Origin of the sequence: Burkholderia sp. 9777_1386 (assembly GCF_015712265.1) — a bacterium.
Lineage (GTDB): Bacteria > Pseudomonadota > Gammaproteobacteria > Burkholderiales > Burkholderiaceae > Burkholderia > Burkholderia cenocepacia.
The window spans coordinates 13585-36540 of the sequence record NZ_JACCQB010000043.1 but is presented as its reverse complement, the minus strand read 5'-3'; the positions used below and the strand labels follow the sequence as shown (position 1 = coordinate 36540).

Annotated in this window: 25 protein-coding genes and 1 riboswitch; of the genes, 17 read left to right on the top strand and 8 right to left on the bottom strand. The window is 66.3% G+C overall.

Annotated features, from left to right (window positions below):
- Positions 1 to 134 precede the first annotated feature (134 nt).
- A complete protein-coding gene (locus tag H0X91_RS26160; protein WP_006484566.1) occupies positions 135 to 1982 on the top strand; it encodes a S10 family serine carboxypeptidase-like protein in 1848 nt (615 codons plus the stop codon).
- Between the two features lie 82 nt (positions 1983 to 2064).
- Positions 2065 to 2457: a hypothetical protein gene (locus tag H0X91_RS26155; RefSeq protein ID WP_006484518.1), complete on the top strand. Its 393-nt coding sequence runs from the start codon at positions 2065 to 2067 to the stop codon at positions 2455 to 2457.
- Between the two features lie 132 nt (positions 2458 to 2589).
- Here H0X91_RS26155 and H0X91_RS26150 read toward each other — a convergent pair whose 3' ends face one another.
- On the bottom strand, positions 2590 to 3600 hold the full coding sequence (locus tag H0X91_RS26150; RefSeq protein WP_062910091.1) for a GlxA family transcriptional regulator: 1011 nt from the start codon (positions 3598 to 3600) through the stop codon (positions 2590 to 2592).
- 88 nt (positions 3601 to 3688) lie between these two features.
- Between H0X91_RS26150 and H0X91_RS26145 the strand changes: the two genes are divergently transcribed.
- The gene (locus H0X91_RS26145; protein WP_012493102.1) at positions 3689 to 4789 is read left to right on the top strand and encodes a DJ-1/PfpI family protein; all 1101 of its coding nucleotides are present in this window, start codon (positions 3689 to 3691) and stop codon (positions 4787 to 4789) included.
- 12 nt (positions 4790 to 4801) lie between these two features.
- Here H0X91_RS26145 and H0X91_RS26140 read toward each other — a convergent pair whose 3' ends face one another.
- The 4 genes from H0X91_RS26140 to H0X91_RS26125 form a co-directional block, all read right to left on the bottom strand.
- Positions 4802 to 5221: a hypothetical protein gene (locus tag H0X91_RS26140; RefSeq protein WP_006495792.1), complete on the bottom strand. Its 420-nt coding sequence runs from the start codon at positions 5219 to 5221 to the stop codon at positions 4802 to 4804.
- Positions 5175 to 5525, bottom strand: coding sequence for a hypothetical protein (locus tag H0X91_RS26135; protein WP_077021851.1), 351 nt, complete (start codon positions 5523 to 5525; stop codon positions 5175 to 5177). Before H0X91_RS26135 ends, H0X91_RS26140 begins: the two co-directional genes overlap by 47 nt.
- 27 nt (positions 5526 to 5552) lie before the next feature.
- On the bottom strand, positions 5553 to 7031 hold the full coding sequence (locus H0X91_RS26130) for an aminotransferase class V-fold PLP-dependent enzyme (RefSeq protein WP_059722310.1): 1479 nt from the start codon (positions 7029 to 7031) through the stop codon (positions 5553 to 5555).
- Between the two features lie 300 nt (positions 7032 to 7331).
- Positions 7332 to 7514 carry a hypothetical protein gene (locus H0X91_RS26125; protein WP_006495787.1) on the bottom strand — a complete coding sequence of 61 codons (183 nt, stop codon included), beginning with the start codon at positions 7512 to 7514 and terminating at the stop codon, positions 7332 to 7334.
- A 16-nt stretch (positions 7515 to 7530) separates the two neighbouring features.
- Between H0X91_RS26125 and H0X91_RS26120 the strand changes: the two genes are divergently transcribed.
- The 10 genes from H0X91_RS26120 to H0X91_RS26075 all read left to right on the top strand — a co-directional run bounded on the left by H0X91_RS26120 (position 7531) and on the right by H0X91_RS26075 (position 16947).
- A complete protein-coding gene (locus tag H0X91_RS26120; protein ID WP_230205740.1) occupies positions 7531 to 7980 on the top strand; it encodes a LysR substrate-binding domain-containing protein in 450 nt (149 codons plus the stop codon).
- A 362-nt stretch (positions 7981 to 8342) separates the two neighbouring features.
- Positions 8343 to 9596 (top strand): MFS transporter, encoded by a 1254-nt coding sequence (locus tag H0X91_RS26115; protein WP_006484557.1) that lies wholly within the window; start codon positions 8343 to 8345, stop codon positions 9594 to 9596.
- A 122-nt stretch (positions 9597 to 9718) separates the two neighbouring features.
- Positions 9719 to 10648 carry a LysR family transcriptional regulator gene (locus H0X91_RS26110; RefSeq protein ID WP_006484594.1) on the top strand — a complete coding sequence of 310 codons (930 nt, stop codon included), beginning with the start codon at positions 9719 to 9721 and terminating at the stop codon, positions 10646 to 10648.
- A gap of 115 nt (positions 10649 to 10763) precedes the next feature.
- Positions 10764 to 11258, top strand: a complete 495-nt coding sequence (locus tag H0X91_RS26105; RefSeq protein WP_006484626.1) for a hypothetical protein — start codon at positions 10764 to 10766, stop codon at positions 11256 to 11258.
- Positions 11259 to 11295: 37 nt separating this feature from the next.
- Positions 11296 to 12315: a hypothetical protein gene (locus H0X91_RS26100; RefSeq protein ID WP_006495785.1), complete on the top strand. Its 1020-nt coding sequence runs from the start codon at positions 11296 to 11298 to the stop codon at positions 12313 to 12315.
- 50 nt (positions 12316 to 12365) lie between these two features.
- On the top strand, positions 12366 to 13832 hold the full coding sequence (locus H0X91_RS26095) for an aldehyde dehydrogenase family protein (protein WP_006484608.1): 1467 nt from the start codon (positions 12366 to 12368) through the stop codon (positions 13830 to 13832).
- A gap of 7 nt (positions 13833 to 13839) precedes the next feature.
- Positions 13840 to 14907 (top strand): maleylacetate reductase, encoded by a 1068-nt coding sequence (locus H0X91_RS26090; protein WP_060212882.1) that lies wholly within the window; start codon positions 13840 to 13842, stop codon positions 14905 to 14907.
- Positions 14908 to 15014: 107 nt separating this feature from the next.
- Entirely contained in the window at positions 15015 to 15326 is a 312-nt protein-coding gene (locus H0X91_RS26085; protein WP_006484614.1) for a YciI family protein, read from the top strand.
- A 3-nt stretch (positions 15327 to 15329) separates the two neighbouring features.
- Complete coding sequence (locus H0X91_RS26080) at positions 15330 to 15665, top strand: Rieske (2Fe-2S) protein (RefSeq protein WP_006484583.1); 336 nt, start codon at positions 15330 to 15332, stop codon at positions 15663 to 15665.
- Positions 15666 to 15858: 193 nt separating this feature from the next.
- A complete protein-coding gene (locus H0X91_RS26075) occupies positions 15859 to 16947 on the top strand; it encodes a porin (RefSeq protein WP_196433478.1) in 1089 nt (362 codons plus the stop codon).
- Between the two features lie 140 nt (positions 16948 to 17087).
- Here H0X91_RS26075 and H0X91_RS26070 read toward each other — a convergent pair whose 3' ends face one another.
- Complete coding sequence (locus tag H0X91_RS26070; RefSeq protein ID WP_048984259.1) at positions 17088 to 17339, bottom strand: hypothetical protein; 252 nt, start codon at positions 17337 to 17339, stop codon at positions 17088 to 17090.
- Positions 17340 to 17436: 97 nt separating this feature from the next.
- Between H0X91_RS26070 and H0X91_RS35040 the strand changes: the two genes are divergently transcribed.
- From H0X91_RS35040 to H0X91_RS26055, 3 genes are all read left to right on the top strand, one after another.
- On the top strand, positions 17437 to 18240 hold the full coding sequence (locus H0X91_RS35040; RefSeq protein ID WP_012493105.1) for a hypothetical protein: 804 nt from the start codon (positions 17437 to 17439) through the stop codon (positions 18238 to 18240).
- Complete coding sequence (locus H0X91_RS26060) at positions 18241 to 18858, top strand: hypothetical protein (protein ID WP_230878026.1); 618 nt, start codon at positions 18241 to 18243, stop codon at positions 18856 to 18858.
- Between the two features lie 111 nt (positions 18859 to 18969).
- Positions 18970 to 19073: riboswitch (SAM-I-IV-variant riboswitch) on the top strand.
- Positions 19074 to 19115: 42 nt separating this feature from the next.
- Complete coding sequence (locus tag H0X91_RS26055; protein ID WP_012493106.1) at positions 19116 to 19466, top strand: hypothetical protein; 351 nt, start codon at positions 19116 to 19118, stop codon at positions 19464 to 19466.
- 54 nt (positions 19467 to 19520) lie between these two features.
- Here the strand turns inward: H0X91_RS26055 and glmS are convergent, their stop codons facing one another.
- A complete protein-coding gene (gene glmS, locus H0X91_RS26050; RefSeq protein WP_062910088.1) occupies positions 19521 to 21350 on the bottom strand; it encodes a glutamine--fructose-6-phosphate transaminase (isomerizing) in 1830 nt (609 codons plus the stop codon).
- Between the two features lie 157 nt (positions 21351 to 21507).
- On the opposite strand from glmS, the gene H0X91_RS26045 reads away from it, so the two are divergent.
- On the top strand, positions 21508 to 21999 hold the full coding sequence (locus H0X91_RS26045) for an Lrp/AsnC family transcriptional regulator (RefSeq protein WP_006495781.1): 492 nt from the start codon (positions 21508 to 21510) through the stop codon (positions 21997 to 21999).
- Positions 22000 to 22028: 29 nt separating this feature from the next.
- Here the strand turns inward: H0X91_RS26045 and panB are convergent, their stop codons facing one another.
- The gene (panB, locus tag H0X91_RS26040; RefSeq protein WP_062910087.1) at positions 22029 to 22883 is read right to left on the bottom strand and encodes a 3-methyl-2-oxobutanoate hydroxymethyltransferase; all 855 of its coding nucleotides are present in this window, start codon (positions 22881 to 22883) and stop codon (positions 22029 to 22031) included.
- Positions 22884 to 22956 lie beyond the last annotated feature (73 nt).

Here is a 22956-nt window from a genome sequence, read left to right as displayed (position 1 = left end):
ATCAAGTTCAGTCTCTGAGAAGTCCAATCCCCAACCGCCGACTGCCGACCGTGCAACGCGAGTGGCGGGTCGGCCTGCGCGTGTCGCAGGCGTTGGCGGCCTTTGTGACGCGGTATCCGAAGCCAAGGAAAGAGATGAAACCAGACAGGAGCAGTACCGGCAGCCGCCGTGTTCGTCGCGGCCGGCTGGCCGGGCTCGGTGCATTGTCGGCCATGACGCTGGCGCTCGCGGCGTGCGGCGGCGACGATTCGTCGTCGGTCGGCGCGTCGAGTCTCGCGCAGGCCACGGCGAGCCAGCAGGCGAGCGCGCAGGCGGCCGGCACCCAGGCGCCGGCGGCCAACCAGCCGTACGTCGACCCGGTCGCGTACTCGATGAACGCGACCGACGGCCTCGCGCCGTCGCAGGTGTCCGAGAAGGCGGCCGTCATGCATTACCAGTGGACCGGCGGCGGCAAGACGATCAACTACACGACGACCACCGGCCACCTGACCGCGCAGGACGCGAACGGCAATGCGGAAGCGTCGATGTCGTATGTCGCGTACACCGCGCCCAGCACGAACGGCAAGCCGCGCCCGGTCACGTTCGTCTACAACGGCGGGCCCGGCTCGTCGTCGATCTGGCTGCGGCTCGGCTCGTTCGCGCCGACCCGCGTGGCCACGCCCGATCCGCTGTTCGGCAACAACTGGCCGAACTACCCGCTCGTCGACAATGCGGAGAGCCTGATCGACACCACCGACCTCGTGTTCATCGACCCGCCCGGCACCGGGCTGTCGGAAGCCGTGTTGCCGAACACCAACCAGAAGTACTGGGGCTCCGACGTGGACGTGAACATCATGCGCGACTTCATCCAGCGCTACCTGAACGTCAACAGTCGCGGCACGTCGCCGATCTACCTGTACGGCGAATCGTACGGCACGCCGCGGACCGACATGCTCGCGCTCGCGCTCGAATCGGCCGGCGTGCACCTGACGGGCATCGTGCTGCAGTCGTCGATCCTGAACTACTTCGCGGATGCGGTGGAAGCGGTGGCGATCACGCAGTCGACCGAAGGGCTGCTGCTCGATACCGATACGGTGGCCGGCTACCTGCCCGGCTACGCGGCGGTCGCCGCGTACTTCAACCAGGTGTCGCCGGCGCCGGTGAACCAGGATCTGTACGCATTCCAGACGGAACTGTTCACGACGCTGATCTATAGCCAGCTGCAGAAGTACTCGCAATCGTGGGTGTTGAGCCAGCTCGGCATTCCGGATGCGCTCGGCACGCCGGTGTTCCCGAGCGATGCGACGCTCAGGCTGTGGTCGATCCCGTCGAGCCTCACGCAGCAGGCGCTGCGCGGCTACTTCAACGCGAATCCGTTCGGCACGAGCCTGCTGCCCGGCACGACGATCGGCCGCTACGACGGGCGCGTGTCGTTGCCGAACTCGGACCCGCGGCTGCAGACCGACGGCGATCCGTCCGACATCCTGATCTCGCAGCCGTTCACGAACGCGCTCGCGACGCAGATGCCGGACTACCTCGGCTATACGGCCCCGAACGCGACGTACCTGCCGCTGAACGACAACATCATCGGCGTCTGGGACTTCTCGCACGACGGCCAGCCGATGCCGGACACGATCCCCGATCTGCTCGGCGCGCTGCAGCTCAACCCGAAGCTTCGCGTGCTCGCGGAGAACGGCTACCACGATCTCGCGACGCCGTTCTTCAACACCGAGAAGCAACTCGCGCGGCTGCAGACGGTGAAGGGCCTGAATCCGAAACTGCAGGTGAACTTCTTCCAGGGCGGCCACATGACTTACCTGGACGACGTCGCCCGTCCGCTGATGAAGCGGGACCTGCAGACGTTCTACAAGGGCGCGCGGATTCCGACGGCGCTGACGCTGCACACGCTGCCGCCGCCGTGGCCGGATGAAAACCCGCCGAGCGTCCCGACCGGCAGCGTCCCGGGCGCGACGGCCGCGACGACGCTGGCGGCAGCCCCTTGAGCGACGGCGTCCTTGTCAAAGGAACCCACTCTTCATTCATTGAATGCGAGCGATCATGTCCCTAATCCAATTGATGCGGCGTATGTCTCCGTTGATCGTGCTCGGTGCCGCGATGAGCAGTGCCTACGCGTTGCCGCCGCAGGCGGTGGCGCCGGTGAAGCTGCCGCACGGCGGGCGCGGTGTCGACGGTCCGTTCTTTCCGGCCACGCGCGCGGCGCCGGTGTTGCCGTCGACCGGCGCGGCGTTGCAGCAGCAGGCGCAGCAGCGCGTCGATGCGCGGCTCGGCGCGAATACCGTGCTGAGCAACGGCGCGGCCGTGACGAAGGCGCAGGCGCAGAGCAGCGGGCTTGGCTTCGTGTCGAAGCACTTCGACGAGATCGATGCGAAGCACACCGGCCGCGTGACGATGAGCGATGTACGGCAGTTCATCCGGCAGCGGCAGGTGCAGGCGCAGCAGGAACAGCAGGACGAGTGACGTAGTCGGGCAGGGCGGCGGCCGGCGCGATGGCGATCGCACCGGCCGCCGCCTATTCGGCTGCGCGGGGGCGGGGTCGCCCGGCTTCCGTTGCATGTTTTCATCCCGCATGCCCGAGGAGTCGGGGACGTCCTATCCTGTGCGCGACTTCTCGCGTCGCGGTCCGAAGCGCGCGCGATAGTCGCGCGGCGAGATGCCGACGCGTGTCGAGAACGCACGCTGCAGCGCGTCCACGCTGCCGAATCCCGAGCGTTCCGCGATCCGTTCGAGCGGCCAGTCGGCCCGCTCCAGCAGCGCCTTCGCGCGCTCGACGCGCGCTGCCAGCACGTACTGCGCGGGCGATAGTCCGGTCTCCTTGACGAAATGGCGCGCGAACGTCCGTTCGCTCATGTGCATGCGGGCGGCCAGCGCGGCGACGCCGAGGTCGGCGGCCGGATCGTCGGCGATGTCGGCGAGCAGCGACCGCATGCGCGGCGTCGCCCCGGCCTGGATGTCGAGCCCGACGCTGAACTGCGCCTGTCCGCCGGGACGATGCATGAACAGCACGAGTTCGCGTGCGATCGCGAGCGCGGTCGGCGCACCGCAGTCCGCCTCGACGAGCGCCAGGCACAGATCGATACCGGCCGTCACGCCGGCCGACGTATGGAACGGCGGATCGCTCACGTAGATCGCGTCCGGCTCGATCCGCGCGTCGGGACAGAGCGCCTGTAGCGCCGAGCACTGGTTCCAGTGCGTGGTCGCGCGCTTGCCGTCCAGCCAGCCGCCGGCGGCGAGCACGAACGCGCCGGTGCAGATGCTCGCGATGCGCCGCGTGCTCGCGATCCGGGTACGGAGCCACGGCAGCACGCCGGCTTCCGACGCGGCGTGCCGCAGCGCCGCTTCATCGCCGCCCGCGACGATGATCGTGTCGATTCGTTCCGGCAGTGCCGCGAGGGCGGCCGCGCCGGCGAGCCGCAGGCCCGCGTGCGTGACGATATCGTCCCCGTGTTGCGACGCGAGCGTGAGCCGGTACGGAACGGCGTGATCCGGAAGATGACGGTTCGCGACCGCGAACACTTCCATCGGCCCCGTGATGTCGAGCGACTGGACACCTGCGAAGCCGACGACGACGACGTTGCGTGCGGAACGGGTTGACTGAGGCATGGCGGAAAGTGCGGTGGAGTTGTCCTTGTGACCGCGAGCATGATCCTTGTAATTTTCCGGACATGCAATCGATCGACACGGGTGGGCGATGCGGGAACGGAAGACAGGCGGCGCGGTGCTGCTCGTATGCGGGCTGCTGGGTGCGTGGGCATGGGGGTGGCCGGCGCGGGCGATGGCGGAGGACCCGCCGGCGGCGGCCCGGACGCTGACGATCGGCATGCCGAAGGCGGGCCGCCCGCGGCCGCTCGTTGCGATCGTCGCGGACAACGCCGGAACGGAGACGACCGATTTCATCGTGCCGTACGCGATTCTGAAGCGCTCCGGTGCGGTCGATGTCGTCGCCGTGTCGGCCGACGAAGGCGCGGTCGAACTGATGCCCGCTCTGCGCGTGCTCGCCGATACCACGTTCGACCGGTTCGACGCGACGGTGCCCGCGGGGGCGGATGTCGTGATCGTTCCCGCGATGCATCGCGCGGACCGGCCGGCCGTGCTGGCCTGGCTCCGCAAGCAGGCCGCTGCCGGCGCGACGATGGTGGCGATCTGCGATGGCGCCGAGGTGCTCGCGAACACCGGCCTGCTGCGGCATCGCACCGCGACGTCGCACTGGTATTCGCGCGAGCGCCTGCGTCGCCGCTTCACCGAGACGAAATGGGTCGACGATCGTCGCTACGTGATGGACGGCAACGTGATGACGACGACCGGCGTGTCCGCATCGATTCCCGCTTCGCTGGCGTTGTTGAGCGCGCTGGCCGGGCCGACCGCCGCGCGCGACACGGCGCGCGGCCTCGGCGTGCAGGCATGGGGCGATGCGCACGACGGCAGCCGCTTCGGGGTGACCGCGCGCGCGGTGGCGATCGCATTGATGAACCGCGTCGCGTTCTGGCGGCACGAGACGTTCGATCTTCCGGTCGAAAGCGGGTTTGACGAGCTGCCGGTCGCGTTGAGCGCCGACGCGTGGGCACGGACCTGGCGCAGTGACGTCGTCGCGACGGCCGATGCGGGCGTGGTCGAGTCGAGGTACGGGCTGCGGTTGCTGGCGCAGCCGGCCCATGGCCGGCACGCGCGCGTGACGACGTCGGCCGGCTGGCGGGGCGAATCGACGCTTGCCGGTGTGCTCGCGGATATCGCAGCGCGCTATGGCGACGCCACATCCGGTTGGGTCGCGTTGCAACTGGAGTATCCGGAGTAGCGCCCGCCGCGCTCACTTCACCCATTCCGCGAGCCGCGGATCGGGATAGGGCAGGAGATCCTGCGACGCGGTGGGCTCGGCCACCCATTTCTCGCCGTTCCAGTGGAAATCGGCCTGCGTTTCCGATCCGTGGCCGTTCGAGCGGATGGCCATGGTGCAGGCAGCCTGTCCGGGGTACGTCGGGTTCTTGGCACCGATGCAGGACCCGAGAAACACCATGACGTCGCCGAGGCCGAACCGCTCCTGCATCGCGTAGGTCGCGTCGAGGTCGGAGAGCCGGTCCGGCACCGGCGTCGCGTCGCATGCGGCGACGCTCGCGGCCAGCAGCAGCGCGGCGGCGCGGCCGGCGCGCCGCCAGTGGCACGGGCCGTGGGCGGAAGGTGCGTCAGCGTCGGCGCGCTGCCGCGCGCGGGCATGTGACGGGCGGGGCATTCGGCGTCCAGCGGATGAACATGGCGGCCATTGTGGCGGATTTCGCCGGCCGCCGCGACGTTCGCCAGGAGATCGACATGAAGCTGCCGTGCCTCGACGTGCCGCTACCCGGCGCCAGCCCCGGCGCGGCGTGATGGCGGCTCGCGTGCCGCGCGCGCGAACGCCAAGGCGCGATCACCGTCATCCTGAACGGCCCGCCGTGTTCCGCCGCATGCGCGACTGCGCCGTTCGCGACGTCGAGCGCGAAGACCCTCACGTCGAAATGCCCGAGGTCGAGCGACCCGCCGCGAACGCGCCCGGTCATCAGCGTCACGGCTGCCGTCGGGGACGTTCAGGCCGTCCGTCGTGCAGACAGCCGGTTCCACAGCATGCCGGAGCGGCTGCCGCTGCGGCAATACGCGAGCACCGGCTTGGGCAGCGTGTCGACCAGTGCGCCGAACGCGTCGACTTCCGCGTCGCCGATGCGATCGCGTTCGACCGGCAGGTAGCGCGCGTCCATTCCCAGTTCGCGCGCGGCCGCGGCGATTTCCTCGAACGCCGGCTGGTCGTCGCCTTCGCCATCCGGCCGGTTGCAGATCACCGCACGGAAGCCGGCATTGCGGATCGCCTTCAGGTCGGCCGGCGTGATCTGCCGCGACGCGGTGAAACCGGTTGCCGCGGCCGCGCGACATTGCTCGATCGCTCGCGCGAAACAGCCGATCGCGAAGTCGACGTCCTGCTCCGTCGTGAACCGCCCGAAACTGATGCGCACGGTGCGACCGGCCGTTTCCGCATCGAGGCCGATCGCGGTCAGCACGTGGGACGGCGCGCCGCTGGTCGAATTGCACGCGGAGGTCGACGACACGGCGAGCGCATCGCCGAGCATGAACGGGAAGAAGCCCGGCGCATGCACCGTCAGGCTCAACGTGTGCGGGATGCGGCGGGCGGAGGCCGCGTTCTGCGTGACGTCGCCGAGCGCGAACAGCGCGTCGGTCAGCCGTGCGCCGAGCGCCGCGATTCGCGCGGTCTCGCCGTCGAGTTTTTCCGCGGCGAGTGCGCACGCGACGCCCATACCGACGATCTGATGCGTCGCGAGCGTGCCCGAACGCAACCCGCGCTCGTGGCCGCCGCCGTGAATCTGCGGTGCGATCCGGCTGGCGATCTCGCGGCGGACGAACAGGGCGCCGATGCCTTTCGGGCCGTACACCTTGTGGGCGGACATCGACATCATGTCGATGCCGAGCGCGCGCACGTCGATCGGCGTCTTGCCGAGCGCCTGCGCGGCGTCGACGTGGAGCAGCGCGCCGGCGGCGTGCACGATGCCGGCGATCGCGCCGATGTCGGTCAGCGTGCCGATCTCGTTGTTCACGAGCATCAGCGACACGAGGCCCGTGTCGGGGCCGATCGCGGCCGCGACCGCGTCGGCGGTGATTTCGCCGTGCGCGTCGGGCGTCAGGAAGGTGACCTGCGTGCCGTGCTTCGACAGGTTCGCCATCGTGTCGAGAATGGCCTTGTGCTCGAGGCGGCTCGTGATCAGGTGGCGCTTGCCGGTCGCGTTTTCCGCATAGCCCTTCAGCGCGAGGTTGTTCGATTCGGTGGCGCCGGACGTCCAGACGATTTCGTCGGCATCCGCGCCGATCAGGGCGGCGACCTGCGCGCGGGCGTGCTCGACCTTGTCTTTCGCGAGCCGGCCGGCGGCGTGCGAACTGGAAGCGGGGTTGCCGAAGATGCCGTCGAAGCCGAGGCAGGCCGTCATCGCTTCGATCACGCGCGGATCGGCCGGGGTGGTGGCTGCGTAGTCGAGGTAGTGCAGCGGGGTGGGTTCGCTCATGTCCGTCTCTTGCTCATTGCGTAGTAAGAGAAATGATACGGGGGACAGAAGGGAAAAAGGATCCAAAGTTGGCTGGTGATTCAGCTCGATGTGGAATAACGTTTTCTCTATTTATTAAATTGGGGAATTTGTTTCTCGGTGGGCCAATTGTGCGCGGGGGCACCGGCTTGACCGGCGGGTTGGCCTGCCGCGGTCGGCCGGGTCGCGCGGAGAAGCGCCGCGGGCCGGCATGGCAGTTGGCCATCGTGTCTCCGAGTTCGAGCCTGCCGGTGCCCGGCGGCACGTCGGGTCACGCGCGCATCAAGTCTCGATGAGATTGAGAAACTGCCGCACGCGCGGGTGCGTGCTCGCGGTAAAGAACGCATCGGGCGTCGTGTCCTGCACCACCACGCCGTTCTCCATGAACACCACGCGATCGGCGACGTCCTGCGCGAAGCGCACTTCGTGCGTGACGTGGCTCGAGCACTCGTCGTTCGTCAGCATGCCCGGTGTCGCGGTGATGAATGCCGCGCACCCGCTGGCGGCAAAAAGCGTGATCAAGGCCGACGATCTGTCGCAGGCGCCGTTCATCGCGCTGAACCCGGAGGACAGCACGCGGTTGCGGCTCGAAACGCAGTTGCGCGGGCTCGGCGTCGTGCTGAAGCCGCTGGTCGAAACGCCTTATTCGCATACCGTGTGCGAACTCGCGCTGGCAGGCGTGGGCGTCGGTTTCGCGCATCCGCTGGTGGCGCTCGACTTCGCACAGCGCGGGCTCGTGGTCCGGCCGTTCGACGTCGATGTCGCGTTTGCCGGCGTGCTGGTGTTTCGTCCGGGTACGCCGATGTCGGAGAACGCGCGCGTGTTTCTCCAGCACATGCGGATCCAGCTGGAGGCCGACCGGCATGCGCTGGCGGCGTTGTCAGGCAGGAAGGGGCGGGGCAGTGCGCGGGGGCCGGGCGGTGGCGGTTGAATCGACAACTGCTCGGGGGCCGTCCACCGATATCCCGATGTCCATGAGGGATTCCCCCGTCATACGTGGCCACGCGCCCGTTCAACGCGGTATCCGTTCGCTCCGCGCGTTCCGGTAGCGCCTCCCGGTCCGCCGCGCCCGATTGTTTGCGTTTCGCGAATGGCGCGTTCGCCGGTTGTTCCATACCCGATCGGCGTCCGCGCACCTATCGTGGTGGCGTCGGCCGAGTCCGTTCGATGCGTCGAATCGGGACGCCGGCCGGCACTTCCTCGCGATTCGCGTCGCACACAAAAACCATCGGACACGAACCATGCGCAGGCGCTGCGGCGCGCGCGGGCGAACCGGCGTCCACGGAGACGGACATGAAAGCAAACGAGTGGGATACCTCATACGAGTGGAAGGCGGTCACGCTGCTGGCGCTCGGTTTCGGGCTGGTCGGCCTCGACCGCTGGCTCATCGCGCCGCTGTTTCCTTCGATCATGAAGGACCTGAACCTGAACGCGCAGGACGTCGGCAACTGCATCGGCGTGCTCGGCCTGTCGTGGGGCATCTTCGCCGCGCTGATGGGCGGCATCTCGGACAAGATCGGTCGCCGGAAGGTGCTGATTCCGGCCATCATCGCGTTCTCGCTGCTGTCGGGCTTCTCGGGGCTCGCGGGCGGGTTGCTCGGCCTGATGGCGATTCGCGGGCTGATGGGCGTCGCGGAAGGCTCGTTCTGTCCGACGAGTTTTGCCGCGACGGCCGATGCGTCGCATCCGCGGCGGCGCGGCCTGAACCTCGGCCTGCAGCAAAGCGGCTTCGCGCTGTTCGGGCTCGCGCTGTCGCCGATCATCGCCACGCAGTTGCTCGGTTTCGTGTCGTGGCGCTGGGTCTTCGCGCTCGTGGCCGTGCCCGGCCTGGTCCTCGGCGCGATCATGGTGTTCGTGATTCGCGAGCCGAAGGTCGCGCAGGACGTCGCGTCGGAGCATGCGCCCGCGTCGCTCGGCCACGTGCTCAAGCGCCGCAACATCCTCGTGGCGATGGCCGCGCTGTGCTGCGCGATGACCGGCGTCTTCGTGCTCGGCGCGCTGCTGCCGCTGTACCTGACCGATTACCTGTCGCTCGGCACGCAGAAGATGGGCCTCGTCGTATCCGCGATCGGCTTCGGCGGCTTTCTCGGCCAGTTCGGCCTGCCCGGCCTGTCCGATCTGGTCGGCCGCCGCATCGCCAGCATCGTCGGCTTCGCGGGCACGGCCGTGATGCTCTACGTGTTCCGCGGCCTCGGCCCGCAGCCGCTCGCGCTGTTCGGCGTGCTGTTCGTCGCGTCGTTCTTCACGCTCGGGCTGGTGTCGCTGCTGTCCGGCCCGGTCGCGACCGAGGCCGCGCCGGTCGGCCTCGTGTCGACGTCCATCGGCGTGGTGGTCGGCGTCGGCGAGATCTTCGGCGGCGGCATCGCGCCGGCGATGGGCGGCTACGTGGCCGCACACTTTGGCATCCAGAACATCCTGTGGCTGCCGATGGCGTCGGTGCTGCTCGGCATCGTGGTCAGCCTGCTGCTGAAGGAAACCGCGCCGGCCGTGCTGCAGCGCCGCGCGATCGTGCAGCCGGAGCTGGCCGCCGGAGAGCAAGCGCGGTAATGCCGGTGTCGATGGGTCGGGCGATTGACATCGATTTTGCGACACAGTGACGCCTTTCGCATGACACCGCCCTGTATCCGCACAGGTAGACTGCCGGTTTCGCTGTCGAAAAAGGGCGCGGTATGGACCGGTTTCTGAGCATCGAGGCATTCGTGAGGGTCGCGGAGGCGAGCAGCTTCGCCGAGGCGGCGCGGCAGCTGGGTGTGACGAGTTCGGTCGTGACGAACCGCATCCAGCAACTGGAGAAGTTCGTCAACGCGCCGTTGTTTCACCGCAGCACGCGCCACGTGCGGCTGTCCGAAGTCGGCGAAACGTTTTACCGCGAGTGCGCCGAGGTGGTGGGCCGCGTCAACGAGCTGACCGACCAGATGCGCGAGCTGCGTGCGACACCGACCGGGCGGCTGCGCATCCAGATGCTGCCCGGCTTCGCGCTCGATCACTTCGGCAAGCCGCTCGCCGCGTTCAACCAGCGCTATCCGGGCATCCAGCTCGACATCATCGTCAACGATCGCGTCGTCGACCCCGTCGAAGAAGGGTTCGACATCGCGTTCCAGATCTTCCCGCCGATTTCCGAGTCGCTGATCGAGCGACGGCTGTTCACGGTCCGGCGCCTCTTCTGTGCCGCGCCCGCGTATGTCGACGCGCATGGTGCACCACAACATCCACGCGATCTGCTGCAACACACGACGGCGCTGTATTCGGGCTACCCGTCGCGCAACCGCTGGACGATGACGCGCGGCGACGAGGTCGTCGAGATGGAGTTGCCGGGCATGATTCGCTCGAACTCCGTTCATCTGTTGCGCGAATACGCGCTGACCGGCGGCGGGGTCGTCTGCCTGCCCACGCTCGTGGCCAGCGACGCGCTCGTCGCGGGCCGCCTGGTGCCGATCCTGACCGACTACCAGCTCGCGCCGCTGAGCTTCGCCGCCGTCTATCCCGCCACGCAGCGACAGGCGTTGAAGGTGAAGGCCTTGGTCGAGTTCCTCGCGGAATACATCGGCGACGAATCGCCGTGGGACCGGCCGCTGCTGGCGCGCGGCTGGGTACGCTGACCCGCGCGGATTATTCGCGAAACGCAAATGCCGTAATCGCCATCCGTTGCCTTGTTGCTGGTGTGCGTTGCCCCTAGAGTGGAATCCAACAAGCGGTTCAACTCAGGAGACAGACATGACCAGCACGGCATTCCACACCGTCTTCGGTTCGCTCGACGGTTACCGGAAGGGCGAGATCGAAATCACCAGCGGCAGCGCGCAGCACTACGCCTTCTCGAACGTCTTCGAGGTGGCGTCGAAGTCGGCCCCTTACGAAAAGGTCGTCGCCGGCAAGAACCTCGAATACGTGATCGAAGTGCTGCGGACCGACGGCCAGTCGCCGTGGTTCGCGTGCGCGCACGACGAGTTCACGATCCAGATGGACGGCGAAGTCCGGATCGACTTCATCAAGCTCGACCACCCGCCGCAAGCGGGCCGCGGCACCGTGAGCGCAGGCGCGCATCCGGCCGGCCGAAACATGGGGTACGTCGTGTTGCGCAACGGGCATCAGGCGCTGTTGCCGGCCGGCTGTGCGTATCGCTTCACCGCGAGCCGGCCGGGCGTCGCGCTCGTCCAGACCGTGCTCGGCGAACTGTCCGTCGAGAAGTGGGCCGAGATCTGCCTGCACTGACCGTCCGACCGCATTCGACTATTCCAGGAGACACGTTATGGCCACCCTCGAGACCCTCGACCTTTCCACGGGCTTCGCCGCCGATCTGGTGCGATCGACCGAAGCCGATGCCGTCACCGGCTACCGCCGCTTTCAGCTCGGCGAATTCGCATTCCAGCGCGACGAATATTTCGTGAAGATCAGCTGGCCCGCGAAAGGCCAGACCCGCACGCATGCGATGCCGGCCGACGCATTCCTGCGCGCGATGATGCGCGACGTCGCGTGGGGCTTCTTCTACGGCTGGGTGAATTTCGACCACGTATTCGGCACGCGCAATCACTACGGCAAGGTCGACATGTATGCGGGCACCTTCAACGGCATTCTGAAGGACGCCGGCGTCGACTACACCGAGACCTTCGACACGCCGACGATCATGGCGACCTTCAAGGCGATGCTGCACGACTGGACCAACGAAGGCTTCGACCCGTTCGCGGCGCCCGAGGAAACGGGCACGGCGTTCGGCCGCAAGCACGGCGACAACGGCGCGGCGATCGAGCGCACGCGGATCGCGACGCGCCGCATGCCGGGGCTCGAAGGCGACTCGCCGCTGCGCGACGAACTGCCGGTCAACCGCGCGTTTCTCGACGTCGCGCAGGACGAGCCGGAAGTGCACGTCGAGCCGGGCTTCGAGGGCGAGCTGCACGCGTTCAACCTGTTCAAGTACCTGTCGCGCTCGGACGTGACGTGGAATCCGTCGGTCACGTCGGTGTGCGGGCGCAGCCTGTTCTGCCCGACCACCGAGGAATTCATCCTGCCGGTCTTCCACGGCAACGACCGCGTCGAATGGTTCCTGCAACTGTCCGACGAAATCGTGTGGGATATCGGCGACAAGAACACCGGCGCGCCGCGCGCCCGCATCACGATGCGGGCCGGTGACATCTGCGCGATGCCGGCCGATATCCGGCACCAGGGATATTCGACGAAGCGCTCGATGCTGCTGGTCTGGGAAAACGCGACGCCGGATCTGCCGCAACGCTACGAGAGCGGCGAGCTCGCGCCGTACCCGATCGCGTTCTAGGCCGCGCGTCAGTGTCTGCTTCCGCTTCCGCATTACACCGAGGACGATTCATGCAAACCCAACTCTTCATCGACGGGCGCTTCGTTGACGCCGTCGATCGCGGCACGATCGACGTGCTGAACCCGCACGACGGCTCCGTCATCACGAAGATCGCGGCTGCCACCGCGGCGGACGTCGATCTGGCCGTCGACGCCGCGACGCGCGCCTTCCCGGCCTGGTCGGCGATGCCGGCCGCCGAGCGCGGCCGCCTGCTGCTGCGCCTGGCCGATGCGATCGAAGCGAACACGGAAGCGCTGGCGCAGCTCGAATCGCTGGACACCGGCCACCCGATTCGCGATTCGCGTGCGCTCGACGTGCCGCGCACGGCGGCCTGCTTCCGCTATTTCGGCGGCATGGCCGACAAGCTGCAAGGCTCGGTGATACCGGTCGACACCGGCTTCCTGAACTACGTGCAGCGCGCGCCGATCGGCGTGGTCGGCCAGATCGTGCCGTGGAATTTTCCGCTGATGTTCACGAGCTGGAAGATGGGCCCGGCGCTGGCGGCCGGCAACACGGTGGTGCTCAAGCCGTCGGAAATCACGCCGCTGTCGACGTTGCGCATCGTCGAGCTGATGGCCGAGGTCGGGTTTCCTGCCGGCGTCGTCAACATCGTGCCCGGCTACGGCCATACGGCCGGCCAGCGGCTCGCCGAACATCCGGGCGTCGGCAAGATCGCGTTCACCGGCTCGACGGCGACCGGCCGGCGAATCGTCGAAGCATCGCAGGGCAACCTGAAGCGCGTGCAACTGGAACTGGGCGGCAAGGGCGCCAACATCGTGTTCGACGATGCCAACCTCGACGCGGCCATCAACGGCGCCGCGTGGGCAATCTTCCACAACCAGGGGCAGGCGTGTATCGCGGGGTCGCGTCTGGTGCTGCACGAACGCATCGCGGACGCGTTTCTCGAACGCTTCGTCGCGCTCGCGTCGTCGATCCGGATCGGCAATCCGCTCGACCCGAATACCGAAATGGGGCCGCTCACGTCGAAGCAGCACCTCGATCGCGTGCTGTCGTATGTCGACGTCGCGCGCGAGCAGGGCGGCCGCGTGCTGACGGGCGGCAGCGCGCCGCAGGACCCGGCGCTCGCCAATGGCTATTACGTGCGCCCGACGATCGTCGAGGCGAAGCATGCGACCGACCGCGTCGCGCAGGAAGAAGTGTTCGGCCCGTTCGTCACCGTGCTGCGCTTCGGCAGCGACGACGAAGCGCTGGCCATCGCCAACGCGACGGAATACGGGCTCGGCAGCGGCCTGTGGACCAACGACCTGTCGCGCGCCCACCGGATGGCGGCGCGGATCGACGCGGGCATGTGCTGGATCAACTGCTACAAGCGCGTGAATCCGGGCAGCCCGTTCGGCGGCGTCGGCAAGTCGGGCTACGGCCGCGAGATGGGCTTCGAGGCGATGCACGACTACACGGAAGCGCGCTCGGTGTGGGTCAACGTCGACGGCAACGTGCCGCCGCATTTCAAGCGCTGAGGCCCGTATGGAGCGCTTCGTCTATCAGGGCACCCCGTCGCGCGTGGTCTTCGAATGGGGCGCGCTCGACAGGCTGCCGGACGAGCTGTCGGCGCTCGGCGCCCGCCGCGCGCTCATCCTTTCCACGCCCGAACAGCAGCCGCTCGCCGATCGCGTGAAGGACGTGCTGGGCGAACGTGCGGCCGGCGTGTGCGCCGAGGCCGTCATGCACGTGCCGGTCGAGGTCGCCCGCGCGGCACGCGAGACGGCCGCCGAACTGGGCGCGGATTGCTGCATCGCGATCGGCGGCGGTTCGACGATCGGGCTCGGCAAGGCCATCGCGCTCGAATCGTCGCTGCCGATCCTCGCCGTGCCGACGACCTACGCCGGCTCGGAGATGACGCCGATCTACGGGCTCACCGAGGGCCGGTTGAAGCGCACCGGGCGCGACGCACGCGTGCTGCCGCGGACCGTGATTTACGACCCGTCGCTGACGGTGTCGCTGCCGCCGGGTATTTCGGCGGCGTCCGGTGTCAATGCGATGGCGCATGCGGTCGAGGCGCTCTACGCGGAAGACGCGAACCCGGTCATCAGCTTGATGGCCGAGGAATCGATTCGTGCGCTCGGCGAAGCATTGCCCGTCGTGGTGCGCGATCCGCAAGATCGCGCAATGCGCAGCCGCGCGCTGTATGGCGCGTGGCTCGCCGGCACCTGCCTCGGCGCGGTCGGCATGGCGTTGCATCACAAGCTTTGTCACACGCTCGGCGGCACGTTCAACCTGCCGCACGCGCAGACGCACGCGGCGATGTTGCCGCATACCGCGCATTACAACCACGCCGCCGCGCCCGACGCGCTGCGTCGCGTCGCGCGGGCGCTGGGCGGGAGCGACGCGGCTGACGCCGGGCCGCTGCTGTTCAGGCTGAACGCGCAACTCGGCATCGCGCCGGCGCTCACCGATATCGGGATGCCGGAGCAGGGGCTCGACGAAGCGGCCGACCTCGCATGCAGGAACCCGTATGCGAACCCGCGGCCGATCGAACGCGCGGCGATTCGCGCGTTGCTTCAGCACGCATGGGAAGGACGCGCGCCGCATTGAACGCCGGACAGGCGAACGGAGAACGACGTGATGAATGACCAGACCGGCCTGCACGGCTTGCACCGCGAAGCGATGTTCGGCTTCGTCCTCGATCGGAGCTGATCGCCATGGCGCGTTTTTTTGCGGTGTTTGCCACCGACCAGCCGGGCATGCGTGACGTGCGCGACCGCATGCGGCCGATTCACCGGACATATCTGCGCTCGGCGGCCGAGCATGGCGTGTATGTGCGGCTCGGCGGCCCGACGCTGGACCCGCAGGACGATGCGATGAACGGCACGCTGCTCGTTGTCGAGGCGGACGACATCCATGCGGTGATGCAGTTCATCGGCAACGATCCGTATGTGAAGGAGGGCCTGTTCTCGCGCGTCGAGGTGCGCCCGTGGGACTGGAGCCTCGGCAACCCCGAGCACAGGGTGTGAGCGATGGAAGCGAAACAGCTGTGTCGCGTGGCCGATGTGCCCGACGGCGGCGCGCGGGTCGTCGACGAAGCCTGCATCGGGCGTCCCGTCATCGTCGTGCGGCGTGGCGAGCAGGTGTGGGCGTACGTGAATCGTTGCCCGCACTTTTCGGTGCCGCTCGATTTCGTGCCGGGCAATGTGTCGTGCTACCGGTCGCAGGTGTTGATGTGCGCGCATCACAGTGCGTTGTTCCGGTTCGATGATGGCGTGTGTATCGACGGACCCTGCACGGGGGCCGGGCTGGAAACCGTGGCCGTCGAGGTGGACGCATCCGCATGGATCGTCTTTCGGGGCGCTTGACTTGGCGCATGTTGAATGCGTGCGCGTCGATGCGGGTTCACCGGGAATTGTTCTGAATTGATCGATCGGTAAAACGCATTTCCGGTGTTGATGTGACTGCCTGAATCAACGCGATTTTCCACGAAGCAATGAGCGAACACCCGCCTCGCAGCGGGTGACGGACTCGCATTTTCATAAAAAAGACGGAGACGACATGAAACTCAGGTTTGGTGTATTGGCGGTGCTTGCCGTGGCGCAGGGCGCATGGGCGCAAAGCAGCGTGACGATGTTCGGGCTGATCGATTCCGGCATCACGTATGTCAGCAACGAGGGCGGCGGAAAGAACGTCAAGTTCGACGACGGCATATTCGCGCCCAACCTGTTCGGCCTGCGCGGCATCGAGGATCTCGGCGGCGGGTATCGCGCTACCTTCGCGCTCGTGAACCAGTTCTCGATGGCGAACGGCAGCATCATCGGGACCGGGATTTTCGGGCGCAATGCCTACGTGGGGATCGAGAGCGACCGCTTCGGCAGCATCACGCTGGGCAATCAGTACGACTTCATGGTCGATGCATTGTTTTCAAAGGGCAACGCGATTTCGCGGGACATTTCCGGGCTGTACGGCTTTCGGAACGGCCCGTTCCAGCGTCTCGCGCTGCCGGGCAATCCGACCGGCGCATTCGACTGGGACCGCACCGCAGGCAGCAAGCCGATCGCGAATTCGGTCAAGTACAGCTCGCCGACCGTTGCGGGTTTGTCCGGTGGCGTGATGTATGCGTTCGGCGGCGTCGCGGGTTCGATCGGCGCGGACAACGCCGTCAGCGCCGGCGTGAACTACGAGCTCGGGGCCCTCGGCGTGGGCGCGGCCTATACGAACGAGAAATACGGTCCGGCGCCGGGTGTGCCATCGACCAGCGTGCGCAACTGGGGTGTCGGGATGCACTACGACTTCGGTGTCGTGACCGCGAAGGCGCTGATGACCACCGTGCGCAATTCGTTCAACGATGCGGGTGTGTGGATGGCCGAGGCCGGCGGCTTGTGGCGAATCAGGCCGGACGTCGTGCTGGGCGCGAAATACATGTACATGAAGGGCAATGAAGCGTTGAACGACGACCATGCGCATCAGGTCAGCGTCGCGCTTCAATACCTGTTGTCGAAGCGGACGATGGTGTATGTGTCGGCGGATTATCAGCGCGCGAATAGCGGCGCGAATGCGCAGGTGAACGGCGTGCTGGATCCGAACGGGGCGGCGAGTTCCGCGAGTCAGGCGGTGGCGCGGGTGGGGGTGCATACGGTGTTTTGACGGGGCGGCGGTGCCGCGCTTCAGATGCGTCGTGGTGCGTCGCGTATGCGACGCCTGTCGTTGGACGGATCAAACGGAAAACGGGCCAGGCGGCCCGTTTTCTTTTCCACTTTTACGGCGTTTGCGATTGCCATACTCGCTTACGCGAGACTCATGACGACGCCGTTACTTGCGCCGAAGTAGTCCTTGACCACCCGTTTCGGCAAGGCCGTGCGGGTCAGTTCCGACAGATTGCGCAGGAGAGGGACGTCGCCGCCGCTCGCCTGCAGCGTCATTCCGCCCAGGGCGAAACAGGCGACGGCGTCCTCCAGTGTGCCTTGCGTCATGATTTCGGTAATGCGATTGACATTTCCGCGCAATTTAATGCCTTCCGCGATGCCGAGTTTGCTCATATTTGCCTCTTTTTCTAGAGAAGGTTGGCCACGAAGTGTGACTGGAGCGACTTTAGGCCATGGCGTCGTGTTCGGGCAGTCATGCTAAAGTGATTGCATGGTTGATAAACTGAAAGCGCGCACCGAGCCCCTGTTTGCTCGTATCCCGGCGAGTCTGAAGCGGAATCTGGTCGCCTCGGCGCAAGCGCGGGGAGTGGGCGTAGGCCAGGAACTCGCCCGTCTTCTCGGGGAGCGCTTTGAATCCGGGTTGTCGGCATCGTTACAGCGCGGGATCGACGAATTCGGTCGTGCTCAAAGGGCCGAGCGAGCAGTGTGGCTCGAGAAATATCAGGTACTTCTCGAGGCGCATGTACTGGAGTGTGTAAAGGCGGCACAAAACGGCGATATTTCCGCGCTCGTCAAGCTCGGTGCCGATGTCCGAGCGGCCCGGCGAAATCGTCAACGTGGCCTTGCCGGGTTGAACTCCAGAATTGAAGCGCGAAAGCGCGAGTCGTTACAGGAACAGGCGGCAAAGGACGAAGCTGCGAGGGTTCGACAAAATTCCGCATTCGACACAGGCGGGCCTATCGAGGATTTTCAACTGCCTCCCGAGGAGCGGAGGCGGAGAAATCTGATCGCGCAGTTGGAAAAAATGCCGGTCGGCACTAAAAAGAATCTGGCTTTGCAGCTTGGGTGGCGTTCCATGTCTCGCGTAAGTCACATACTGACTCCCAAAGGGAAGAAAGGGCATCGGCCGATTTCCGCCGCGCTCGCAAAGGAAATTGCAAAAATTCTCGAAATCGATGTTGAGGTGCTCAACAAAATTGAGCCGAATCGTGACCTCGCGGCAATACTTCACCATGTCGACAAGCTGGAGAAGCTCTTCGATGACATTGCAAATGTCGGGCCTCGTTCCAGGTGAATGTCCGCACATGGCATACGCCTGACGGACTTCGCATCGCGGACCAGCCATTTCCCGTTCCCGTTTGTCTACGGCCGCAACGATTCGAGCGTGCCGTTTTACGGTGCGAAGGTCTTCCTGTCCGATATCGAGCAGGTTCTGTCCGCTTCCCCGATGCTGCACGACGCAATCAGCACCTTCCAGGTCGCCACCAACGAAGATGCGTACCTGACGAGCTTCCTGCACGTTCATCTCGAACGGGCGTCGACCAGTGCGCCGATACCGCTTGAGGACGCAGTACTGCATGCCGAGATGTTCGAGGGTATGAAACGCGTGAATCACGATTTTCGTGAGGTATCGAGACTGTTCGATCCGACGCAGGTGATCGTGCATGTGCACGGTCACGATACGGGCCGTTTCAGGGGCGCGATATTCGGATCAAGAACAAGGACATCGCGTGAGAACGGGAGGAGGATGGGTTCGCGCTGCGTCGCTTCGCCTCGCCTCGCCTCGCGTCGCGTCGCGTCGCGCCGAGCCGAGCCGAGCCATCCGGCGTATTCCCCTGTCGCTCTCCCGGTCCGGCAGCCTCGGCTGATCGTCCGCGAACTTGAACGTCGACGTACGCTCCCTCTCGTATGAGGGCCGGATCGATGCAGGCACTCCAGCCGGAATGTGGCTTTTACTGGACAGCTTGTCAGCTTCCGGATTTTCGATATAATGAATCAACGTTCGGAATGTCGAACGTGAGAGTTCAAGCATCCAGAGTCGGGTTTCCCGACGCCAACCTGCCCTCCCGGGCAAGGTGGACGCCCTCGAGGCGATGCGGCCGATTGACGGCAACGAAACGGGAGCAGCATGGCTGGCACCGGTTCGATAACCATTCATCCGGAGCTACCATGAGCCAAGTTTCCTCCGCTTCCCGCCCGACCGTCTGTGAAGACTGGTCGCACTTCCTTCCCGGTTTCACGTTGACGCATACGGTTCATCTCGTTTCGAGACGGAACCCGGGCATCGTCTCGACCGCGGCGGCCGTGCTCGAAGGGGAAACGGCTACGGTCGATCGGTGGGCCATCACCCGCTGTGGTGACGTTCTCGAACAGAAGATCGTGCTCGGCGAAATGACGGAAGGGCAAGCGGTTCGGCTGCGTGAGCGGCTTGCCGCGCTGGAGGGGGTGCTCCGGACTCGGGTGGAGCACCATTTCGTGAGGGCGGCGGCGGCCGGAAGCACGCCGGAGAGCAGCCACTAGGCGACGCATGCGCATCGTCGCTGTATCAGCCGACGAGGGGGAGAACTCGCCCCCTCACTCCACCGTCACCGACTTCGCCAAATTCCTCGGCTTATCAATATCCGTCCCCCGCGCCAGCGCAGCGTGATACGCGAGCAGTTGCATCGGCACCGTATGCAAGATCGGCGACAACGGCCCGTAATACTCGTTCAGCCGAATCACCTCGATCCCTTCACTCGGCACCAACCCACAGTCCACATCCGCAAACACAAAAAGCCGCCCATTCCGCGCACTGACCTCATGCATGTTCGACCTGAGCTTTTCAAGCAGCACGTCATTCGGCGCAACCGCGATCACCGGCATTTCATTACTCACGAGCGCCAGCGGCCCATGCTTCAGCTCCCCCGCCGGATAAGCCTCCGCATGAATATAGGAAATCTCCTTCATCTTCAGCGCGCCTTCCAGCGCGATCGGGTAATGCATCCCGCGCCCGAGAAACAGCATGTTGTCGCGCCGCGCGAGCAACTCCGACCACGCCATGATCTGCGGCTCCAGCGCGAGCACCTTCGACATCGCATCGGGCAGATGCCGCAGCGCCCGCAGATGCTCCTTTTCCGCATCGTCGCTCAACCGCCCGCGCACCTGCGCCAGTGACAACGTCAGCAGGAACAGCGCAACGAGCTGCGTCGTAAACGCCTTCGTCGAAGCCACACCGATCTCCACCCCCGCACGCGTCACGAACTGCAGCGCGCATTCGCGCATCAGCGCACTCGTCGCCACGTTGCAGATCGCGAGCGTATGCATCATCCCGCTGCGTTTCGCGACATGCACCGCGCCGAGCACATCGGCCGTCTCGCCGCTCTGCGACACCGCAACCACCAGCGTGCGCGGATTCGGCACGCTGTCGCGATAACGAAACTCGCTGGCAATCTCGACGCTCGCCGGCAGCTTCGCGATGCTTTCGATCCAGTACTTCGCGGTCAGCGCCGCGTGATAGCTGCCGCCGCACGCGAGCAGCAGCACCGAATCGACGTCATTGAACACACGCCACGCGCCGTCGCCGAACAGCTCGGGCATGATCGACGAAACGTCGAGCAGCGTATCGGCCACGGCCTGCGGCTGCTCGAAGATCTCCTTCTGCATGTAGTAGCGATACGATCCGAGATCGGCCGCGCCGCTATGCGCGGCGACGCGTTGCACCGCGCGCTCGACGCGCTGACCGTTCGCATCGACGATCCAGTAGCGATGCAGTTGGATATCGGCGACGTCGCCGTTCTCCAGGTAGGCAATGCGATCGGTGATGCCCGACAGCGCAATCGCGTCGGACGCCAGAAAATTCTCGCCTTCGCCGACCCCGACGACGAGCGGCATCCCGTCGCGCGCGCCGACGATCCGGTGCGGCTCGTCGCGGCACATCACCGCGATCGCATAGCTGCCGCGCAGTCGCGCGACCGCGCGCCGTACCGCGTCGAACAGGTCGCCGTCGTACAGGTGGTCGATCAGGTGCGCGATCGCCTCGCTGTCGGTCTGGCTCGCGAACACATAGCCGTGCGCCTGCAATTCCGCGCGCAGTTGATCGCAGTTTTCGATGATCCCGTTGTGCGACAGCGCGATGCGCGCATTCGCGTCGCTCGGCGAGAAGTGCGGATGCGCGTTGAGCGTGACGGGCGCGCCATGCGTGGCCCAGCGCGTATGCGCGATGCCCGTGTAACCGGACAACGCCAGCTCGGCGATCTCGCGCTGCAGGTTCGCGACGCGATCGACGCTGCGGGCGCGCGCCAGCGCCCGGTCGCGGTAGACCACGACGCCGCACGAATCGTAGCCGCGGTATTCGAGCCGCTTCAGGCCGTCGACGAGGTTCGGCAGGATGTCCCGCTGGGCAACCGCCCCGACAATTCCACACATATCGCGCTCCGTAAATGTCCTGTCTGGATCAGTGAGAGCGATGGTAGAGCCGGTGAGATGGAATTAAATTTCAAAAAACAAACAAATATGAAACAGACGGATGATCGCCTATCATGTTGAAATTAAATTTCACTCGCTAACCGGGAAGGAGTGGCCGATGGCCGGCATCACCCTCGACGATCTCGACCTGCGCATCCTCGCGATCCTGCAGGACGATGCATCGGTATCGAACCTGCAACTCGCCGAGCGCGCGCTGTCGTCGCCGCCCACCTGCATGCGTCGCGTGCGGCGGCTGACGGAGGCCGGCGTGATCCGCCGGCAGGTCGCGGTGCTCGACCCGGTCGCGATCGGCACGGCCGTCACCGCGTTGATCGAGATCAGCCTCGACCGGCAGACAGCCGAGGACTACGACGCGTTCGAAGCGTACGTATGCGCGGAGCCGGCCGTCACGCAGTGCTACCGCGTGTCGCCGGGGCCCGATTTCGTCGTGATCGCCGATCTGGCCGACGTCGCCGAATACGACGAATTCGCGCGGCGGCTGTTCACCGGCGCATCGAACGTCCGCAACGTGCGGACGTTTTTCTCGACGCATCGCGCGAAATTCGAAGCGAACGCGCGGGTCGCGCATGCGATGCGCCAGCGCACCTAGCGTGCGGTAACCGCGTCGTTCGTCCCGCCTCACGCGGCCGGGGCCGCGCCCGCCAGTTGCAGCGGCTTGCCGTATCCGAAGCAATGCGCGGGCTCGGGAAACACGCGCTGCCGCACGTCGTGCGCGTACTGGCGGATCGCGTCGCGCATCACCGCGTTCGCATCCGCGTAACGCTTCACGAAGCGCGGCGTGTACGCGTCGAACGCGCCGATCATGTCCTCGGTCACGAGCACCTGCCCGTCGCACGCGGGCGATGCGCCGATGCCGATCGTCGGGATCGTCAGCGTTTCGGTCAGGTGGCGCGCGAGCGCTTCGGCGGTGCCTTCGATGACGACGCCGAACGCGCCGGCCCGCTCGGCCGCGCACGCGGCGTCGAACACCAGCGCGGCCGAACGCGGGTCCATGCCCTGCGCACGGAAGCCGCCCGTCGCGTTGGCCTGCTGCGGCATGAGGCCGACATGCGCCATCACCGGAATGCCGCGATCGGTCAGGAAGCGGATCGTGTCGGTCATCTCGCAGCCGCCTTCGAGCTTTACGGCCTGCGCGCCGGTTTCGGCGAGCAGCCGCGCGGCGGAGCGATACGCCTGCGCGGGCGATTCCTGGAACGTGGAGAACGGCAGGTCGACGACGACGCACGCCTGCGCGGCGCCGCGCACGACGGCGGCCCCGTGTGCAATCATCATGTCGAGCGTGACGCGCAGCGTATCGGGCATCCCGTACAGCACCATGCCGACGGAGTCGCCGACGATGATCACGTCGGCCACGTCGTCGACGAGTTTCGCCATCGGCGCGGAATACGCGGTCAGCGACACGAGGCTGCCGATGCCTTTGGTCGAGCGGATCGCGGTGACGGTCTTGCGGGTGATGCGGGTATGAGCGCTCATGAGCGGAAGCCGTGTGAAAAAGGAGCCGCCACGGTAGCATCGCGCTCGTTCGTGCAATGACCTTCGGAGGACG

Bases quoted from the DNA above. Each gene is read 5' to 3' on its own strand.
- H0X91_RS26160 (WP_006484566.1), top strand. From the start codon at position 135: ATGAAACCAGACAGGAGCAGTACCGGCAGCCGCCGTGTTCGTCGCGGC.
- H0X91_RS26155 (WP_006484518.1), top strand. From the start codon at position 2,065: ATGTCTCCGTTGATCGTGCTCGGTGCCGCGATGAGCAGTGCCTACGCG.
- H0X91_RS26150 (WP_062910091.1), bottom strand. From the start codon at position 3,600: ATGCCTCAGTCAACCCGTTCCGCACGCAACGTCGTCGTCGTCGGCTTC.
- H0X91_RS26145 (WP_012493102.1), top strand. From the start codon at position 3,689: ATGCGGGAACGGAAGACAGGCGGCGCGGTGCTGCTCGTATGCGGGCTG.
- H0X91_RS26140 (WP_006495792.1), bottom strand. From the start codon at position 5,221: ATGCCCCGCCCGTCACATGCCCGCGCGCGGCAGCGCGCCGACGCTGAC.
- H0X91_RS26135 (WP_077021851.1), bottom strand. From the start codon at position 5,525: ATGACCGGGCGCGTTCGCGGCGGGTCGCTCGACCTCGGGCATTTCGAC.
- H0X91_RS26130 (WP_059722310.1), bottom strand. From the start codon at position 7,031: ATGAGCGAACCCACCCCGCTGCACTACCTCGACTACGCAGCCACCACC.
- H0X91_RS26125 (WP_006495787.1), bottom strand. From the start codon at position 7,514: ATGCTGACGAACGACGAGTGCTCGAGCCACGTCACGCACGAAGTGCGC.
- H0X91_RS26120 (WP_230205740.1), top strand. From the start codon at position 7,531: ATGAATGCCGCGCACCCGCTGGCGGCAAAAAGCGTGATCAAGGCCGAC.
- H0X91_RS26115 (WP_006484557.1), top strand. From the start codon at position 8,343: ATGAAAGCAAACGAGTGGGATACCTCATACGAGTGGAAGGCGGTCACG.
- H0X91_RS26110 (WP_006484594.1), top strand. From the start codon at position 9,719: ATGGACCGGTTTCTGAGCATCGAGGCATTCGTGAGGGTCGCGGAGGCG.
- H0X91_RS26105 (WP_006484626.1), top strand. From the start codon at position 10,764: ATGACCAGCACGGCATTCCACACCGTCTTCGGTTCGCTCGACGGTTAC.
- H0X91_RS26100 (WP_006495785.1), top strand. From the start codon at position 11,296: ATGGCCACCCTCGAGACCCTCGACCTTTCCACGGGCTTCGCCGCCGAT.
- H0X91_RS26095 (WP_006484608.1), top strand. From the start codon at position 12,366: ATGCAAACCCAACTCTTCATCGACGGGCGCTTCGTTGACGCCGTCGAT.
- H0X91_RS26090 (WP_060212882.1), top strand. From the start codon at position 13,840: ATGGAGCGCTTCGTCTATCAGGGCACCCCGTCGCGCGTGGTCTTCGAA.
- H0X91_RS26085 (WP_006484614.1), top strand. From the start codon at position 15,015: ATGGCGCGTTTTTTTGCGGTGTTTGCCACCGACCAGCCGGGCATGCGT.
- H0X91_RS26080 (WP_006484583.1), top strand. From the start codon at position 15,330: ATGGAAGCGAAACAGCTGTGTCGCGTGGCCGATGTGCCCGACGGCGGC.
- H0X91_RS26075 (WP_196433478.1), top strand. From the start codon at position 15,859: ATGAAACTCAGGTTTGGTGTATTGGCGGTGCTTGCCGTGGCGCAGGGC.
- H0X91_RS26070 (WP_048984259.1), bottom strand. From the start codon at position 17,339: ATGAGCAAACTCGGCATCGCGGAAGGCATTAAATTGCGCGGAAATGTC.
- H0X91_RS35040 (WP_012493105.1), top strand. From the start codon at position 17,437: ATGGTTGATAAACTGAAAGCGCGCACCGAGCCCCTGTTTGCTCGTATC.
- H0X91_RS26060 (WP_230878026.1), top strand. From the start codon at position 18,241: ATGTCCGCACATGGCATACGCCTGACGGACTTCGCATCGCGGACCAGC.
- H0X91_RS26055 (WP_012493106.1), top strand. From the start codon at position 19,116: ATGAGCCAAGTTTCCTCCGCTTCCCGCCCGACCGTCTGTGAAGACTGG.
- glmS (WP_062910088.1), bottom strand. From the start codon at position 21,350: ATGTGTGGAATTGTCGGGGCGGTTGCCCAGCGGGACATCCTGCCGAAC.
- H0X91_RS26045 (WP_006495781.1), top strand. From the start codon at position 21,508: ATGGCCGGCATCACCCTCGACGATCTCGACCTGCGCATCCTCGCGATC.
- panB (WP_062910087.1), bottom strand. From the start codon at position 22,883: ATGAGCGCTCATACCCGCATCACCCGCAAGACCGTCACCGCGATCCGC.